Source organism: Roseovarius bejariae (assembly GCF_009669325.1).
Lineage (GTDB): Bacteria > Pseudomonadota > Alphaproteobacteria > Rhodobacterales > Rhodobacteraceae > Roseovarius > Roseovarius bejariae.
Window position 1 is genome coordinate 1,069,203 of record NZ_SZWE01000001.1, and the last position, 16,763, is coordinate 1,085,965.

Below are 16,763 nucleotides of genomic sequence, written 5' to 3' on the forward strand. Positions count from 1 at the left end.
AAATTGCGGCGCTAGCGTCCGGCCAGACAATCCATGTGGGAGGACAGATCATGGGAACCTTTGAATCGAAGCTGGCCGAAATGGGCGTGACCCTGCCAGATGCCCCGGCCCCGGCGGCGAATTACGTACCCTACGTGCAGGTGGGCGACATGCTTTATGTCTCCGGGCAGATTTCCAAGGATGGCGATACGCTGATCACCGGGAAACTGGGCGATGACATGGACACCGCGCAGGGGGCCGAGGCGGCCAAGGTTTGCGCGATTGCCCTGCTGGCACAGGTCAAGGCGGCCTGTGGTGGCGATCTGGACCGTTTGAAGCGCGTTGTGAAGCTGACCGGCTTCGTCAATTCCACCGCCGATTATGGTGAGCAGCCGCATGTGGTGAACGGGGCCTCGGACTTCATCGGCGAGGCCTTGGGCGAGACGGGCAAGCATTCGCGCTCGGCCGTGTCGGCGGCGGCGTTGCCGTTCGGCGTGGCGGTCGAGATCGAAGGGATTTTCCAGATCGGATGACCCGCCCCCTGCCCGACGCCTTTTGCCGCCTGCCGCTGGCGCACCGGGCCTTGCACGACAAGGCCGCGGGGCGGCCCGAAAACTCGCGCGCGGCGATTCTGGCTGCAATATCTGCTGGTTACGGGATCGAGATTGACGTGCAGCCCTCGAAGGAGGGCTGCGCGATGGTCTTTCACGACTATGACCTCAAGCGGCTGACCGGGGAGCGCGGCCCGATTCAGCAACGCGCGGCGCATGATCTTGGGCAGGTCGTTCTGCTGGGCGGCGACGAGGGCATTCCGACGCTGAACGAAGTGCTGGAGCTTGTCGGCGGCAAGGTCCCCCTCCTGATCGAGTTGAAAGACCAGAACGGCCAGATGGGCGTGACCGACGGACGACTGGAACAGGCCGTCGCACAAGGGGTACAGGGTTACGGTGGGCCGGTGGCGGTGATGTCCTTCAACCCCGAGATGGTGGCGCGGCTGGCCGAATTGATCCCGGAGGTTCCACGGGGCCTGACCACCGCGGGTTTCACACCCGAGGACTGGGGCCTGCTCAAGCCGCAGGTGCGCGAACGGTTGCGGACGATCCCGGATTTCGATCGCGTGGGTGCCTCTTTCATCAGCCATGATGTTAACGATTTGGACAATGTGCGGGTGGCCGAATTGAAGGGTCAGGGCGCGGATATCCTGTGCTGGACGGTGCGATCAGAGGCGCAGGAACGCATGGCGCGCGAGGTGGTCTGCAATATCACCTTCGAGGGCTATCTACCTGAATTTCCGGGTTGATTCCGTGGCCCGAGGCCACAAGTTAGCAGCATGGCCGAACAAGAGCTTTCCATAACCCTGCATGACAGCCTGTCGCGGATCGGCGCGGCGGATTGGGATGCCTGCGCCTGTCCCGAGGCTGCGGATCGGGGCCGGGCGCATGATCCGTTTACCACCTATCGGTTCCTGAAGGCGCTGGAAGACAGCGGGTCCGTCGGCCCCGGCACGGGCTGGACCCCGCATTACATGGTGGTCGAGATGGGCGGGCAGGTGATTGCCTGTGCGCCGCTTTACCTCAAGTCCCACAGCCAGGGGGAATATATCTTCGATCACAACTGGGCGCATGCCTATGAACGCGCGGGTGGGCGGTATTATCCGAAGTTGCAGATCGCCGTGCCCTTTACGCCGGTGACGGGCCGGCGGCTTCTGGTGACGCCGGGGCATGAGGCGGCAGGCCGCGCCGGGTTGATCCAAGGTGCGGTACAAGTGGCGGAAAACAATGGGCTTTCCTCGGTCCACGTGACCTTTTGCACCGGCGAGGAGGCCGAGGCGGGCGCACGGATGGGGATGATGGCGCGGGCCAGTCAACAGTATCATTGGAAAAACTGCGGGTATGAGAGTTTCGATGATTTTCTGGCAAAGCTGAGTTCGCGCAAGCGCAAGACGATCCGCAAGGAACGCAGGCAGGCGCAGGAATTTGGCGGGGACATCAAGCAGTTGAGCGGCGATCAGATCGAACCGCACCACTGGGATGCGATCTGGGAATTCTATCAGGACACCGGCGCGCGGAAATGGGGGATGCCCTATCTGACCCGACAATTCTTTGAAATCGCTCATGAATCCTTGCGCGATGACATCCTGTTGGTGCTGGCCGAGCGGGATGGGCAGGCCATTGCCGGGGCGATGAACCTGATTGGACGCGATGCCATTTATGGGCGATACTGGGGCTGTACCGAGCATCACCCCTGCCTGCATTTCGAGCTATGTTATTATCAGGCAATGGATTTTTCGATTGCGCAAGGCCTTGCCACGGTGGAGGCCGGGGCGCAGGGGGAACACAAACTGGCCCGGGGGTATTTGCCGGTGACCACCCATTCGCTGCACTGGATGCGCGATGCGGGCTTTGCCGATGCGGTGGGACAATACCTTGAGGCCGAGCGGGCCGCGGTTGAAGAAGATATTGAAATCCTTACCAAGTTCGGCCCGTTCAAGAGAACGGAGATGGAGGACCACCAATGACCGAGAAACTGAGCGACACCGCCCGGAAAACCACGCTGGAGCCGCTTCTGGAGCATGGCTGGGAGATGGTCGAGGGCCGCGACGCCATCAAGAAAACGTTTGAGTTCAAGAACTTCGTGGATGCCTTCGGCTATATGACGCGGGTGGCGATCTGGGCCGAGAAATGGAACCACCACCCCGAATGGTTCAATGTTTACAAGACATTGGACGTCACGCTGAGCACACATGACGTGGGGGGCCTGAGTTCGCTGGACGTGAAACTGGCCCGCAAGATGGATGTTCTGTATTCTGGCGACTGATTCTCGTACGAGTCGTACGCAAGGCCCCCCTGTTTCGTACGAAACTTCGGGGGGTCTTTTTATGTTTCGTACGAGTCGTACGAAACTGGCCATCAATCCATCCCGAGGATGCCGCGCAGGATGTTTTCGATCGGGTTGCCGCGGTTGCCCCCGTTGCGGCGCTGTTGGCGGCGCAGCGGTTCCTGTTGCACCTGCGGTTTGGGTTTCGGGTGGATCATCGGCAGGGGTTTCGGCGGAATGCCCTCGTGTACCCGGACCATGGTCTCGTGCCAGATCTCGGCGGGCAGGCCGCCGCCGGTGACGCCGGTCAGGGGCGTGTTGTCGTCGTACCCCATCCAGACCCCCGCCACGTAGTCGGCGGTGAACCCGAGGAACCAGGCATCGCGGGCGGCCTGGGTGGTGCCGGTCTTGCCCGCGGCCTCACGGTCGGGCAGTTGCGCGCGGCCGCCGGTGCCGCCGTGGACGACCTTGTGCATCATGTAGATCAACTCGCGTGCGGCCTCTTCGCGGATCACCCGCTCGCCGATGCCGCCGCCGGCGCCCATGAGGGGGGCGTCATCACCAAGGAGTTTGAGTTCGACAAGGCCATAGGGCGTCACCGAGGAGCCGCCGTTGAGGATACCGGCATAGGCGCCGGTCATTTCCAGAAGCGTGCTTTCGGAGGCCCCAAGCGCCAGCGCCGGGCCATCGGCCAGATCGCTTTCGATGCCGAAGTCGCTGGCCACCTTGCGCACCAGATCGCGGCCCACGCTTTCCGAGACCTTCACGGCAGGGACATTGAGCGAGTCGCGCAACGCCCGCTCCAGTGTCACCCGTCCGTAATGCTTGCGGGTGTAGTTTTCCGGGCACCAGCGGCCCGAGCCGGGGATGTCGAGGCAATAGGGCTCGTCGACCACGGTTGAATCATAGGTGTAGCCCAGTTCGAGCGCCGTGGCGTAGACAAAGGGCTTGAAGGCCGAGCCGGTCTGGCGGCGCGCCATGGTCGCGCGGTTGAAGGCGCCGGTGACCTTGCTTTTGCGCCCGCCGACCATGGCGCGCACCGCGCCATCGGCGGACATCACCACGATCGCGGCCTGCGCCTTGGAGCCTTCGCGCACCTTTTCCTCGAAGATATACTTCAGCGCGTCTTCGGCGGCGGCCTGCATACGTTGGTCGAGGGTGGTCTTGATGATCACGTCCTCGGTTGTGTCGCGGGTAAAGAATTCGGGGCCCGCATCCATGACCCAATCGGCGAAATAGCCGCCGGTCTGTGCCTGCGCGGCTTCGGAGAGGGTGGCGGGGCTGGCCTGTGCCGCGGCGGTCTGCGTGTCGGAGAGGAAGCCCTGTTCATTCATCAGGCGCAGCACGGTGGCGGCGCGATCCTGCGAACGCTTGAGGTTGGAGGTGGGGGCAAGGCGCGTGGGCGCAGTCAGCAGCCCGGCGAGAATGGCGGCTTCCTGTGGTTCCAACTGGCCCGCCGATTTGCCGAAATAGCGTTGCGCGGCGGCCTCGGCCCCATAGGCGCCGCCGCCCATGTAGGCGCGATTAAGGTAGATCGAAAGGATCTGATCCTTGGTGTACTTGGCCTCCATCGCCATGGCAAAGACCGCTTCCTTGGCCTTGCGGGCCAAGGACCCACGGCGGCAGTCCGCCACGTAATCGGCCTCGGACTCCCATTCGGACTTGTCGTATTCGACGCCGAGGCACAGCAGTTTCGCGGTCTGCTGTGTAAGGGTGGAGCCGCCATGGCCCGAGAGCGGCCCGCGCCCTTCGCTAAGGTTGATGCGGATGGCGCTGGCGATGCCGATGGGATCGACGCCGGGGTGCATGTAAAAGCGTTTGTCCTCGGTGGCGATGACGGCGTTTTTCAAATGCTCGCTGACGGTGTCGGAGGTGACGACCCCGCCGAAGGTATCGCCGCGCCATGCGAAGACCTCGCCCTCGCGGTCCAGCAGGGTGACCGAGCCGCGCGCGCGGCCATCGAGCAGTTCGTTCACCGGTGGCAAGGTGGTGTAGGTGTAGGCCACGGCCACCCCGACAATCAGAGCCACGACGGCGGTCACACGCCAGCCGATTCCCCAGATGATGCGGAAGATCCAGCCAAAGAGCCCGCGAAACAGCCGCACGATGGGATTACGCGAGGGGGTGCGTTTGCGGCTGCGGCGCGCAGGGGTTTTGCGGCGCTTGGGCGCGGGTTTCTTTTTCTTGGATTTCGGTGTGCGCTTATCCGCGACAAGGCGCGGTGTCTTGCGGCCTGAATTGCTCATGCTCGTCCTGCCCGGGACCAATGTGTTTTGCGCAGTCTACTACCGCGTTTTGGAAATGTAGACCCCCGGTGATGCGGCGGTTTTCCTTTTTGTTGTGCATATTTTTTGCGCTTTTGCAATTTTTTGCGCATTTATTGTGCATTTGACATGGGCAAATGGGGTCAAATGCCGGGTTTCACCTTCCGAATCCGGGGCGGTCTTGGGTTTGCTGCACCTGCAAACGTCAGGTGACGCAACCGAAAGGGACACCAGTGAAACTCATCATAGCGACAATCAAACCGTTCAAGCTGGAGGAGGTCCGCGAGGCGCTGACCGAAATCGGCGTGCGCGGCATGATGGTGACGGAAATCAAGGGCTTCGGCTCTCAATCGGGACACACGGAAATCTATCGTGGCGCGGAATACGCCGTGAACTTCGTGCCCAAGATCAAGCTGGAAATCGCCGTGTCGGCGGCGATGGCCGACCAGGTGGTCGAGACGATCACCAACACGGCCCGCACCGGCAAGATCGGGGACGGCAAGATTTTCGTTCTCGACATCCAACAGGCCATGCGCGTGCGCACCGGCGAAACCAACGAAGACGCGCTTTGAGCCGTCAGGGGGAAAGGACAATGGACATGAAACGCTTTACGAAAACCGCTTTGGCCGCCGGGGCGCTGATCGCGCTGCCGCAGCTTGGCCTTGCGCAGGAGGCCGAGGCCGCCGCGCCCGGCTTTGACGAGATCGGCCCCTATATCATGACGACCCTGCTGTTCTGCATGGCAGGTTTCCTTGTGTTCTTCATGGCGGCCGGGTTTGCCATGCTGGAGGGCGGCCTTGTGCGGTCCAAGAACGTCACCATGCAGATGACCAAGAACATCGCGCTCTACTCGATCGCCGCCATCATGTATTGGCTGGTGGGCTTCAACACCATGTACCCCGGTGATTTCAACGGCTTCTTCGCCATCGGGGGCCAAACGGTTCTGGACCCGGTGGGTGTGGCTGCTGCCGATGCGGCGCTGGATTACGCCTCGGTCGGGTCGGACTTCTTCTTCCAGCTGGTGTTCGTCGCCGCGACCGCCTCGATCGTGTCGGGGGCGCTGGCCGAGCGGATCAAGCTGTGGCCGTTCCTGATCTTCGTGGTCGTGCTGACCGGGATCATGTACCCGATCTCGGGCTCGTGGCAGTGGGGCGGTGGCTGGCTGTCCGAAGCGGGCTTCTCGGACTTTGCCGGGTCGACCGTCGTGCACTCGGTCGGTGGCTGGGCCGCTCTGGCCGGGGCCATCGTGCTGGGCCCGCGTCTGGGCAAGTACGGCAAGGACGGCAAGGTCCACCCGATCCCGGGGTCGAACCTCGCGCTTGCAACGCTGGGGACGTTCATCCTGTGGCTGGGGTGGTTCGGCTTCAATGGCGGTTCGCAGCTGGCCATGGGAACCGTGGGTGACGTCTCGGACGTGAGCCGCATCTTCGCCAACACCAATATGGCCGCCGCCGCCGGTGCGGTGACCGCACTGATCCTGACGCAGGCGCTGTACAAGAAGCCGGACCTGACCATGGTTCTGAACGGCGCATTGGCCGGTCTTGTGTCGATCACCGCCGAGCCGCTGGCACCCACCCTCTTTGGCGCTCTTTGGATCGGGGCCGTGGGTGGCGTGATCGTGGTGCTGACCGTACCGCTGCTGGACAAGTTCAAGATCGACGACGTGGTCGGCGCGGTTCCGGTGCACCTGTTTGCCGGTATCTGGGGCACCATCGCCGTTGTCTTCTACAACAGCGACGCCAGCCTCACGACGCAGCTGATGGGGATCATCGCCTACGGTGTGTTCACCTTCGTTGCCAGCCTGATCGTCTGGTTCATCCTCAAGGCTGTCATGGGCATCCGCGTGGGTGAAGAAGAAGAGATCAGCGGCTTGGACATGGCCGAACTGGGCATGGAAGCCTATCCCGAATTCTCGAAAGGGTAATAACCTCTACCGGGTTACCCTTTGAGCACCTGGCCCGGGCGGCAACGCCCGGGCTTTTTTATTGGGTCTGCGGCCCAGAATCCCCCTTTCCAAGCAGGCTAATCCGGTCTATACGCGCGGCTTCACGCGGGGTTACAGCCTTGGAGGAACCCCGCCCTAACTTATGGAGAATTAACATGGCTGGAGAAATTCCTGATCTTCACGCCCAGGAACGCACGGGGACGGGCAAGGGCGCCGCTCGTGCAGCACGTCGTGCACACATGGTTCCGGGTATCGTATTTGGTGGCGATGTCGATCCGCTGCCGATCCAAATCCCCTACAACGTCCTGATCAAGAAGCTGAAGGACGGCCGCTTCAAGTCGACCCTCTTCAACCTCAAGGTTGACGGTCACGACGACGTGCGGGTGATCTGCCGTGATGTGCAACGCGACATCGTGCAAGACCTGCCGACGCACCTTGACCTGATGCGCCTGCGCCGGACCACCAAGATCAACCTCTTCATCCCCGTGGAATTCGTGGGCGAAGATGACTGCCCCGCCCTGACCAAGGGTGGCGTTCTGACCGTCGTGCGGAACGAGGTGGAACTGATCGTGACCGCGGGTGACATCCCCGAGAAACTGGTCGTGGACCTGTCGGGCGTCGAGAACATCGGCGACACCATCACCATTTCGAGCATCGACCTGCCTGCCGGCGCCAAGCCGACCATCGACCGTGACTTCGTGATCGCCAATGTTTCGGCGCCTTCGGCGCTCAAGTCGGATGCCGAAGACGAGGAAGAAGAGGCCGATGCGGACGAAGTGCCGACCGTCGGAGACGAAGAAGAGGGCGGCGAAGAATAAGCCCCTGCTTTCGGTCCAAGGACACATGGAAACGCGGAAGGCCCCCGGCTTTCCGCGTTTTTCTTTGCCCCGCGTTGATTTGGGACCAAGGGCCGCGTAGGACAGGTTTGAGACAGACGAGGTACGCGCGATGCAGCTTTTCGTGGGATTGGGCAATCCGGGGCCGAAATACGCCCGCAACCGGCACAACATCGGTTTCATGGCCGTGGAGCGGATCGCCGAGGATCATGGTTTTGCCCCGTGGCGGGCCAAGTTCCAGGGCGAGGTGACCGAGGGGCGCTTGGGCAGCGAAAAGGTGCTGCTGCTCAAGCCCACGACCTTCATGAACCTCAGCGGCCAGTCGGTGGGCGAGGCGATGCGGTTCTACAAGTTGGAGCCGGGTGATGTGACGGTCTTTCACGACGAGTTGGACCTTGTGCCGGGCAAGTGCCGGGTGAAGCGCGGCGGTGGCCATGCCGGGCACAACGGGCTGCGCTCGATCCATGCGCATATCGGGGCCGAGTATGCACGGGTGCGCTTGGGCATCGGGCATCCGGGCCGCAAGGAGATGGTGGCGCATTACGTGCTACAGGATTTCGCCAAGGCCGATGCCGATTGGCTGGACGATCTGTTGCGCGGGATTTCCGATGGCGCGGCGGATCTGGCGGCGGGCCATGCCGACAAGTTCCAGAACGCGGTGGCGCGGCGGATGGCGCCCGCCAAGCCGGAAAAGTCCGCCCCTAAGGCGGAGACCCAAAAGCCCGCGACGGCGGAGGAGCCTGCGCCGGAGGACGAGCGGACACCGTTGCAGAAACTGGTGGACAAGTTCCGGTAAAATCGGCGCGATGGCGTTTTCTTGAAAAGAAAACGGTCCGAAATCTTTTCAAGATTTCGGTAGCGGTCGTGGTGCTCAGGTCAATTCCCATTCGTATCCCGGCGTCACACTGGACGCCCCGGCCTGTTGCTGCTTTTCTGATCCCAAAGGCAAGGGGGCGGATATGCGCGGAGTTTTCAGGTGGCTGGGTCGGATCGTGATTGTGGCGCTTTTGGCCGCCGTGGTGGTGGGCCTTTGGAAGCGCGAAGAGGTGATGCGGCTTTGGGCGGTCAACACCCTGTTCGACGAGGGCAAGATCGTCGAGAATTTCTCAAGCATGGAGCGGGCCTTCCTGACCGTGCCCTTGTCGCGTGGCGATGGCCCCGTCACCCCCCTGCCCCAAGGCCCCGAGATGGTGTTGCCCGAAGGCGCGGAGGGATGGATCGAGGACCGCAGCGTGACCTCGCTTGTGGTGTTGGATGCAGGCCGGATCGTGCATGAAAGCTATCACCTTGGCACCGGGCCGGAAGATCGGCGGATCAGTTGGTCGATGGCGAAAAGCTTTCTTTCGGCGCTTTTCGGGATCGTCGAGGCCAAGGGCGCGATCGCCTCGCTTGACGATCCGGTGACCGCATATGCCCCGCAGCTTGAAGGCAGCGCCTATGACGGGGTGAGCATCCGGCAGGTGTTGCAGATGACCAGCGGGCTGGAGTTCGACGAGGATTACCTCGACTACGAATCCGACATCAACCGCATGGGCCGGGTTCTGGCGCTTGGCGGCACGATGGATGGTTTTGCCGCCGGGCTGACCGCGCGGGCGGCTGCACCGGGGGAGGTGTGGAAATATGTGTCGATTGATACCCATACGCTTGGCATGGTCATTCGCGGGGCGACGGGCCGGGATATTCCCGGTTTGATGAGTGAGAAGGTGCTTGCCCCTCTGGGGCTGGAGGCTGCGCCCTATTACCTGAGCGATGGTGAGGGGGTGGCCTTTGTTTTGGGGGGTCTCAACATGCGGACGCGCGATTATGCGCGGTTCGGCCTGATGTACGAGCAGATGGGCCGGATCGCGGGGCAACAGGTGGTGCCAGCCGACTGGGTGGCGGCCTCGACCCGGGCCAGTGCCCCGACCCTGCCCGGCAGGATCGGCTATGGTTATCAGTGGTGGATTCCCGTTGGTGCCCCCGAGGGCGTTTTCATGGCGCGTGGCATTTACGGGCAATACATCTACATTGATCAGGCGCGCGATGTGGTCATCGTGGTGACCGCCGCCGACCGGCAGTTTCGCGAGGACGGGGTCCACGAGGCCAATGTCGCGATGATGCGCCGGATCGCCGAAGCACTTTGACGGAAGGGAGGGATGATGCAGTTTGTCGCGATGAACCGGTTTCAGATTCGCAAAGGCCATGAAGAGGCTTTTGAACGGATCTGGGCCGAGCGGGAGAGCCGATTGAAGCAAACCCCCGGCTTTCGGGAGTTCCGCCTGTTGAAAGGGCCGGAAGGCGATGGGGCACGTCTTTATATCAGCCATGCGGTTTGGGAAAGCCGGGCCGATTTCGAGGCCTGGACCAAATCGGCGCAGTTTCGCACCGCCCACAAGGATGCGGGCGCATCGAAAACCCAAGACGCGATGATCGGCCCGCCGCAGTTCGAAGGGTTCGAAACCGTGCTGCACGAGGCATGATCCGATTCACATGATAATGGAGGCTGCGCGATGATCCGCAAAGATGAGGCGGTGAATGTTCTGGGCGGGCGCTTGGAGAAATGTTCGGACAGGCCATTGACCGGGTTTTTCCGCGATGGCCATTGCAACACCTGCGACGAGGATCAGGGCAGCCATACGGTGTGCGCCCTGATGACCGCCGAATTTCTGGCCTATTCGAAATACGTGGGCAATGACCTGTCCACCCCGCGCCCGGAGTTCGGGTTCGACGGGTTGAAGCCCGGCGATCAATGGTGCCTGTGTGCCGCGCGCTTCTTACAGGCGCATGACGAGGGCTGCGCGCCGAAGGTGCGGCTGGCGGCGACGCATCGGCGCGCGCTGGAGATCGTGTCGCTTGAGGTTTTGCGGGAGAACGCAGCGGAATGAGGCGCCGACATCTTTAACAAAGATGTCGGCCTCACGCCTCGCCGGACGGCCGATCAATCCGCGTCACGCCCCTCGGTGTCGCCCATGTCGAAACCAAGGTGCTTGGCGACGGTGAAGATGTCCTTGTCGCCGCGGCCACACATGTTCATGCAGATGATGTGATCGCGGGGCAGTTCGGGTGCGATCTTCATCACATGCGCCATGGCGTGGCTGGGTTCCAGCGCGGGGATGATCCCCTCTTGTGCGCAGCAGAACTGGAACGCCTCCAGCGCCTCCTTGTCGGTGATCGAGACATATTGCGCCCGGCCGATTTCATGCAGCCAGCTATGCTCGGGGCCGATGCCGGGATAATCGAGGCCCGCCGAGATGGAATAGCCTTCGAGGATCTGGCCATCATCGTCTTGCAGAAGGTAGGTGCGGTTGCCATGCAAAACACCCGGGCGCCCGCCGGTAAGCGAGGCGCAATGCTCCATCTTCTCGTTGACGCCCCTGCCCCCGGCCTCGACGCCGATGATGTTCACCGACTTGTCGTCGAGGAACGGAAAGAACAGGCCCATGGCGTTCGAGCCCCCGCCGATGGCGGCGATCACGGTATCGGGCAGACGCCCTTCGGCGGCCTGCATCTGTTCCTTGGCTTCCTTGCCGATGATCGACTGGAAGTCGCGGACCATGGCGGGGTACGGGTGCGGGCCCGCCACGGTGCCGATGCAATAGAAGGTATCGCGCACATTGGTCACCCAGTCGCGCAGCGCATCGTTCATCGCGTCCTTGAGGGTGCCACGGCCGGAGGTCACCGGCACCACCTCGGCCCCCAGAAGGCGCATACGGAAGACGTTGGGGGCTTGGCGCTGCACGTCATGCGCGCCCATGTAGACCACGCATTTCAGCCCGAACTTGGCACAGACGGTGGCGGTGGCCACCCCGTGCTGCCCGGCGCCGGTTTCGGCGATGATCCGGGTCTTGCCCATGCGGCGGGCAAGGATGATCTGGCCCAGCACGTTGTTGATCTTGTGCGCGCCGGTGTGGTTCAACTCATCACGCTTGAGATAGATTTTCGCACCGCCCAGCGCCTCGGTCATGCGCTCGGCGAAATACAGCGGGCTGGGGCGGCCGACGTAATGGGTCCAGAGATCGTGCATCTCGTCCCAGAAACTTTCGTCGGTCTTGGCGTTCTCGTATTGCTCTTCCAATTCGAGGATCAGCGGCATGAGCGTTTCGGACACGAACCGCCCGCCGAAGTCACCGAACCGGCCCTTTTCGTCGGGTCCGGTCATGAAGGAATTGAAAAGATCGTTCATCGCTGTCTGCCTTCCCGTCTGGGCCGTTTGATCCTGCCGATCAATATGGGACGCGCACAGGATTTTCCAGTGAAAACCTAAAGCATCCGCATCACGTGCAAGCGCGACCACAGGTCGGGTTCGGCCAGCAGATAGGGCCGGAAGGGGCGGCTGATCTCGACCTCTTCCCATGCGCCTTGCGCGGTCAGCGCCTCGATCACCTGCGGGAAGCCCTGTTCCTCCCACGAGGCGGTCAACAGGTTGAACACCGCCACCCCGCCGGGCCGGGTGACGCGGGCCAGCTCATACAGGCTTTCGGGCGGCGCATGGCCCGGCCCGAAAGAGCCGATACAGGTGAAGCCCGAAAATGTATCCTCCGCGAACGGCAGGGCCTCGGCCATGTTGGCCTGTTCGAACCCGGCATAGGCGCCGGTCTGCCGCGCCGCCGCGATCATCTCGGCCGACAGGTCACAGCCGGTGATCGGGCCATACCCCAGCACGGCCAAAGACTCGCCAACAAGCCCGGTACCACACCCCGCGTCGAGAACCGGATCACCTGTCACACCCAGATGCCGCGCCAGCATGGCCGCCCCCAACCCCGGCAGGCGAAAACCCTTGGCGAGGTTGTCGGCGTCATAGCTGGCCGACCACTGGTCATAGGCGGCCTGCGATTGCTCCGGCGTCTCGGCCCCGTAAACCCGGTCCAAAACATCCCTGTGCGTCGTCATTCTGCACCTCCTCGGTGTTTTCTGCAAAACTATCGGTCCCGGCCCGGCAGATGACAATCCCCCTTTTTTCTTGGCCAAAATACCCTGGGGGAGGCTGAAAATCCCATTTTCAGCCGGGGGCAAAGCCCCCTTGCGGCGCGCCCCAGCGCGCTAAACCTGCGCGGCGCAAGCCGCTCCTTTGGGTCGGGCCCGCTCAGTCCAGATACCGCTTGAACCCGATATGCGAGGCCTCGAACCCCAAGCCCTCGTAGAATCTACGGCTGTCGGTGCGGGTTGCATTCATCGTCAGTTGAATCAACCGGCAGCCGGCGGCGCGGGCGCGGGCCTCGACATCCGCGAACATCCGATGGCCCAGACCCTGACCGCGTATGTCACTGGCGATGCGCACACTTTCGACCTGCGCGCGCCGCGCGGCCAGAAGGGACAGGCCGGAAATGAAGGTCAGTTGATAGGTGGCGACGATCCTGCCGCCCTCCTCCTCGCCCACGATCACACGGTTGTTGCCCTCGGCCTGCATCGCGTCGAAGGCGGCCATGTAGGGGGCCAGATCCGACGCCTCGCGCCCCTGCCCCAGCATATCGTCGGCCAAGAGGCCCACCACCGCCGCGACATCATCGCGGGTGGCCTCCCGAAACCGGATCATGCGCGGGCGGCGGTTACGAAATCCACCATCTTCTGCGCGTCCTTCACCCCCGGCGCGCTTTCCACCCCCGAGGAGACATCGACCTGCCGTGCGCCGGTGGCGCGCACCGCCTCGCCGACGTTCTCAGGCGTCAGCCCCCCGGCCAGCATCCAGGGCAGGGGCCAACGCCGCCCGGCGATCAGGGACCAGTCGAAGGCCACGGCGTTGCCACCGGGTCGCTCTGCGTCTTTCGGGGGCTTGGCGTCGATCAGCAGTTGATCGGCCACCTTGGCGTAGAAGTCGATTTGCGTCAGGTCGGTTTCGCTCTCGATTCCGATGGCCTTCATCACCGGCAGGCCATAGCGCGATTTCACCTCCGAGACACGGGCCGGGGATTCCTTGCCGTGAAGTTGCAGCATGTCCAGCGGCACATGCTGGGTCAGTTCATCCAGCATGGCGTTGTCGGCATCCACGGTCAGCGCCACCTTGACGATCCCCTCGGGCACCGAGGTGGCCATGAACTGTGCCGCCTCAAGATCAAGATGACGGGGGGATTTTGGGAAAAACACGAAGCCTACGTAAGAGGCCCCCGCCACGATGGCGGCGGGGATGTCGGCGGTCTCTGTCAGACCACAGATTTTGACTCGGGTATCATGGGCCATGCCCGGGGTTTAGCTGGCTTCGTCCAGAAGTGCCAGCACCTCGTCCTTGCCTTGGCTTTTCTCGCCCTTGAGGCGGCGGACCTCGGCGCGCAGGGCACTGAGTTCACGGGCCTTGCGCGCGGCCTCGGCGCGTTCGCCGTGTTCGCGGATCCATTCCCAGATCAGCCCGATGATGAACCCCGCGAAGATGCCGCCGAAGATCACCACGAAAAGCGGCACCTCGTAACTGGGGTTGAGCGCCGCCATCCCCGAGAGTTCATCGGGCAGGACCTTGACCGGCACCATCGCGCGGTTGGCTAGGGCGATCAGGATCAGCGCCACCGCGAAGATGGCAATCGAGGCATAGCGAACGTAACGCATCAGGAATTCCCGTTCAGTCGATCTCGCAACAGTTTGCCGGTCTTGAAGAACGGCACGTGTTTTTCCTCGACCTTAACCGATTCCCCGGTGCGCGGGTTGCGACCGGTGCGCGCATCCCGTTTCTTGACCGAGAAGGCCCCGAAACCGCGCAGTTCGACACGGTTGCCATCGGCCATGGCGTCGGTGATTTCGTTGAAGATCGTGTTCACGATCCGCTCGACATCCCGCTGGAACAAATGCGGGTTTTCATCAGCAATCTTTTGAATCAATTCCGATCTGATCATCGGTATCCTCCCACGGATCTTGTTAGTCGCGCCCGTCCATTAACGGGTCGACTATAGATAGAAAGTTGAAAAACCGAAACAGAAAGGCAGGCCGGATCGGGCAGAAAATCCCTAGAAAATGGCCACTTGGCTATAATTCCCCCCCTTGCCAAGCCGGCAATTGGCCAAAGACAGACCTCCCCGGCCTTACGTCCGCGCCCCCCGGCCCCACGATTCGGACTCTTCGCAGGTACAAAGAAAACGCCCCGGGGCTGGCCCGGGGCGTTCTCAAATTCACCTGATCGGCGGGTCTCAGTCGTCGCCGCCCTTGAGCGCGGCGCCGAGAATATCGCCCAGCGATGCACCCGAGTCCGAGCTGCCGAACTGTTCGACTGCTTCTTTCTCTTCGGCGATCTCGCGGGCCTTGATCGAAAGACCAAGACGGCGCGATTTGCTGTCGATGTTGGTGACGCGCACGTCGATCTTGTCACCGACCGAGAAACGCTCGGGGCGTTGTTCGGCACGGTCACGCGACAGGTCGGAGCGACGGATGAAGCTCTTCATGCCTTCGTATTCCACCTCGATGCCGCCATCTTCGATCGCGGTCACTTCGACGGTGATGATCGAGCCACGCTTCACGCCGCCCACGGCATCGGCAAAGGGGTCGCCGTCCAGCGCCTTGATCGAGAGCGAGATGCGCTCTTTCTCGACGTCCACTTCCGAGACGACGGCCTTGACCATGTCGCCCTTCTTGTAGTTCTGGATCGCGTCTTCGCCACGCTCGTCCCACGACAGGTCCGAGAGGTGAACCATGCCGTCGATCTCGCCGGGCAAGCCGATGAACAGACCGAATTCGGTGATGTTCTTGACCTCGCCTTCGACTTCGGTGCCCACGGGGTGGGTTTCGGCGAAAACTTCCCAGGGGTTGCGCTGCGTCTGCTTGAGGCCAAGCGAAACACGGCGTTTGCTGGGGTCGATCTCCAGCACCATGACTTCGACTTCCTGGGAGGTCGAGACGATCTTGCCGGGGTGCACGTTCTTCTTGGTCCAGGACATTTCCGAGACGTGAACCAGACCTTCAACACCCGGCTCCAGCTCAACAAAGGCACCGTAGTCGGTGATGTTGGTCACGCGGCCGGTGTGCACCGAGCTCAGCGGGTACTTGGCGGCGACCAGATCCCACGGATCTTCCTGAAGCTGCTTCATGCCCAGGCTGATACGGTGGGTTTCCTTGTTGATCTTGATGACCTGCACGTTGACGGTTTCGCCAATCGACAGGATTTCCGAGGGGTGGTTCACACGGCGCCATGCCATGTCGGTGACGTGCAGCAACCCGTCGACACCGCCAAGGTCCACGAAGGCCCCGTATTCGGTGATGTTCTTGACGACGCCTTCCACGGTGTCCCCTTCGGCCAGCTTGGCGATGACCTCGGCGCGCTGTTCGGCGCGGCTTTCTTCGAGGATCGCGCGGCGCGAGACAACGATGTTGCCACGGCGACGGTCCATCTTGAGGATCTGGAAGGGCTGCTTGAGGCCCATCAGCGGGCCGGCGTCGCGCACGGGGCGCACGTCAACCTGAGAGCCGGGCAAGAAGGCCACGGCCCCGCCCAGATCGACGGTGAAGCCGCCTTTGACACGGCCAAAGATCGCGCCTTCGACGCGCTGGTCGTCGGCATAGGCTTTTTCCAGACGGTCCCAGGCTTCTTCGCGGCGGGCCATTTCGCGGGAAATGACGGCTTCGCCACGGGCGTTTTCCGCCGCGCGCAGGTAAACCTCGACTTCGTCGCCGACTTCGATTTCGGGCGCTTCACCGGGGTTTGCGAATTCCTTGAGTTCGACACGGCCTTCCATTTTGTAGCCGACGTCGATGATGGCCTGGCCCGCTTCAATCGCGATGACCTTGCCCTTGACGACAGAGCCCTCGTTGGGCGTGTCCATTTCGAGGCTTTCATTAAGGAGGGCCTCGAATTCCTCCATCGATGCGTTGTTAGCCATGTGGCGTTCAGTTCCTTTACTATCGATTTAGCTGGCCGCGCGGTTGTCTCCGCCGGTCTTGGTTGATGCCCTGCCCCTTCGGTAATCGAGGGCAGAACGGTTTCGTTGGTCAGACGGTCCACAAAACAAAGAGGGCCGGTAAGCACCCGAC

19 protein-coding genes are annotated in these 16,763 nt (G+C 62.4%); 11 read left to right on the forward strand and 8 right to left on the reverse strand.

Translation table 11 applies throughout. The features are described from left to right. Positions 1 to 50 precede the first annotated feature (50 nt). The 4 genes from FDP25_RS05070 to FDP25_RS05085 are packed head-to-tail and all read left to right on the forward strand — an operon-like array spanning position 51 to position 2,796. Complete coding sequence (locus tag FDP25_RS05070) at positions 51 to 512, forward strand: RidA family protein (protein WP_154149543.1); 462 nt, start codon at positions 51 to 53, stop codon at positions 510 to 512. After that, positions 509 to 1,279, forward strand: a complete 771-nt coding sequence (locus tag FDP25_RS05075) for a glycerophosphodiester phosphodiesterase family protein (protein WP_154149545.1) — start codon at positions 509 to 511, stop codon at positions 1,277 to 1,279. The genes FDP25_RS05070 and FDP25_RS05075 overlap by 4 nt, the downstream gene beginning before the upstream one ends. 30 nt (positions 1,280 to 1,309) lie before the next feature. Beyond that, positions 1,310 to 2,497: a GNAT family N-acetyltransferase gene (locus tag FDP25_RS05080; protein ID WP_154149547.1), complete on the forward strand. Its 1,188-nt coding sequence runs from the start codon at positions 1,310 to 1,312 to the stop codon at positions 2,495 to 2,497. Then, positions 2,494 to 2,796 carry a 4a-hydroxytetrahydrobiopterin dehydratase gene (locus FDP25_RS05085; protein WP_154149549.1) on the forward strand — a complete coding sequence of 101 codons (303 nt, stop codon included), beginning with the start codon at positions 2,494 to 2,496 and terminating at the stop codon, positions 2,794 to 2,796. The genes FDP25_RS05080 and FDP25_RS05085 overlap by 4 nt, the downstream gene beginning before the upstream one ends. Before the next feature lie 92 nt (positions 2,797 to 2,888). On the opposite strand, the gene FDP25_RS05090 is transcribed toward FDP25_RS05085, so the two are convergent. Further along, a complete protein-coding gene (locus FDP25_RS05090) occupies positions 2,889 to 5,042 on the reverse strand; it encodes a transglycosylase domain-containing protein (protein ID WP_154149552.1) in 2,154 nt (717 codons plus the stop codon). Between the two features lie 251 nt (positions 5,043 to 5,293). Between FDP25_RS05090 and FDP25_RS05095 the strand changes: the two genes are divergently transcribed. The 7 genes from FDP25_RS05095 (at position 5,294) to FDP25_RS05125 (ending at position 10,705) form a co-directional block, all read left to right on the forward strand. Next, complete coding sequence (locus tag FDP25_RS05095; protein ID WP_343031962.1) at positions 5,294 to 5,632, forward strand: P-II family nitrogen regulator; 339 nt, start codon at positions 5,294 to 5,296, stop codon at positions 5,630 to 5,632. A 20-nt stretch (positions 5,633 to 5,652) separates the two neighbouring features. After that, entirely contained in the window at positions 5,653 to 6,984 is a 1,332-nt protein-coding gene (locus tag FDP25_RS05100) for an ammonium transporter (RefSeq protein ID WP_154149556.1), read from the forward strand. Between the two features lie 176 nt (positions 6,985 to 7,160). Further along, complete coding sequence (locus tag FDP25_RS05105) at positions 7,161 to 7,823, forward strand: 50S ribosomal protein L25/general stress protein Ctc (protein ID WP_154149558.1); 663 nt, start codon at positions 7,161 to 7,163, stop codon at positions 7,821 to 7,823. 130 nt (positions 7,824 to 7,953) lie between these two features. After that, positions 7,954 to 8,637 carry an aminoacyl-tRNA hydrolase gene (gene pth / locus FDP25_RS05110; RefSeq protein ID WP_154149560.1) on the forward strand — a complete coding sequence of 228 codons (684 nt, stop codon included), beginning with the start codon at positions 7,954 to 7,956 and terminating at the stop codon, positions 8,635 to 8,637. A gap of 163 nt (positions 8,638 to 8,800) precedes the next feature. Continuing rightward, a complete protein-coding gene (locus FDP25_RS05115) occupies positions 8,801 to 9,964 on the forward strand; it encodes a serine hydrolase domain-containing protein (RefSeq protein WP_154149562.1) in 1,164 nt (387 codons plus the stop codon). Positions 9,965 to 9,976: 12 nt separating this feature from the next. Next, positions 9,977 to 10,300, forward strand: a complete 324-nt coding sequence (gene hmuQ / locus FDP25_RS05120) for a heme-degrading protein HmuQ (protein WP_425500500.1) — start codon at positions 9,977 to 9,979, stop codon at positions 10,298 to 10,300. 30 nt (positions 10,301 to 10,330) lie between these two features. After that, positions 10,331 to 10,705 carry a DUF2237 family protein gene (locus FDP25_RS05125; protein ID WP_154149564.1) on the forward strand — a complete coding sequence of 125 codons (375 nt, stop codon included), beginning with the start codon at positions 10,331 to 10,333 and terminating at the stop codon, positions 10,703 to 10,705. A gap of 53 nt (positions 10,706 to 10,758) precedes the next feature. Here FDP25_RS05125 and trpB read toward each other — a convergent pair whose 3' ends face one another. The 7 genes from trpB to rpsA all read right to left on the reverse strand — a co-directional run bounded on the left by trpB (position 10,759) and on the right by rpsA (position 16,612). After that, positions 10,759 to 12,003 carry a tryptophan synthase subunit beta gene (gene trpB, locus FDP25_RS05130; RefSeq protein WP_154149567.1) on the reverse strand — a complete coding sequence of 415 codons (1,245 nt, stop codon included), beginning with the start codon at positions 12,001 to 12,003 and terminating at the stop codon, positions 10,759 to 10,761. A 77-nt stretch (positions 12,004 to 12,080) separates the two neighbouring features. Then, positions 12,081 to 12,710 carry a class I SAM-dependent DNA methyltransferase gene (locus FDP25_RS05135; RefSeq protein ID WP_154149569.1) on the reverse strand — a complete coding sequence of 210 codons (630 nt, stop codon included), beginning with the start codon at positions 12,708 to 12,710 and terminating at the stop codon, positions 12,081 to 12,083. 193 nt (positions 12,711 to 12,903) lie between these two features. Then, positions 12,904 to 13,353, reverse strand: coding sequence for a GNAT family N-acetyltransferase (locus FDP25_RS05140; RefSeq protein WP_154149571.1), 450 nt, complete (start codon positions 13,351 to 13,353; stop codon positions 12,904 to 12,906). Next, positions 13,350 to 13,994, reverse strand: coding sequence for a phosphoribosylanthranilate isomerase (locus FDP25_RS05145; RefSeq protein ID WP_154149573.1), 645 nt, complete (start codon positions 13,992 to 13,994; stop codon positions 13,350 to 13,352). The genes FDP25_RS05140 and FDP25_RS05145 overlap by 4 nt, the downstream gene beginning before the upstream one ends. Before the next feature lie 9 nt (positions 13,995 to 14,003). After that, on the reverse strand, positions 14,004 to 14,354 hold the full coding sequence (locus FDP25_RS05150; RefSeq protein WP_154149575.1) for a lipopolysaccharide assembly protein LapA domain-containing protein: 351 nt from the start codon (positions 14,352 to 14,354) through the stop codon (positions 14,004 to 14,006). Then, positions 14,354 to 14,638 carry an integration host factor subunit beta gene (gene ihfB / locus FDP25_RS05155; protein ID WP_154149577.1) on the reverse strand — a complete coding sequence of 95 codons (285 nt, stop codon included), beginning with the start codon at positions 14,636 to 14,638 and terminating at the stop codon, positions 14,354 to 14,356. The genes FDP25_RS05150 and ihfB overlap by 1 nt, the downstream gene beginning before the upstream one ends. A gap of 291 nt (positions 14,639 to 14,929) precedes the next feature. Then, positions 14,930 to 16,612, reverse strand: a complete 1,683-nt coding sequence (rpsA, locus tag FDP25_RS05160) for a 30S ribosomal protein S1 (RefSeq protein ID WP_154149578.1) — start codon at positions 16,610 to 16,612, stop codon at positions 14,930 to 14,932. Between the last annotated feature and the right edge of the window lie 151 nt (positions 16,613 to 16,763).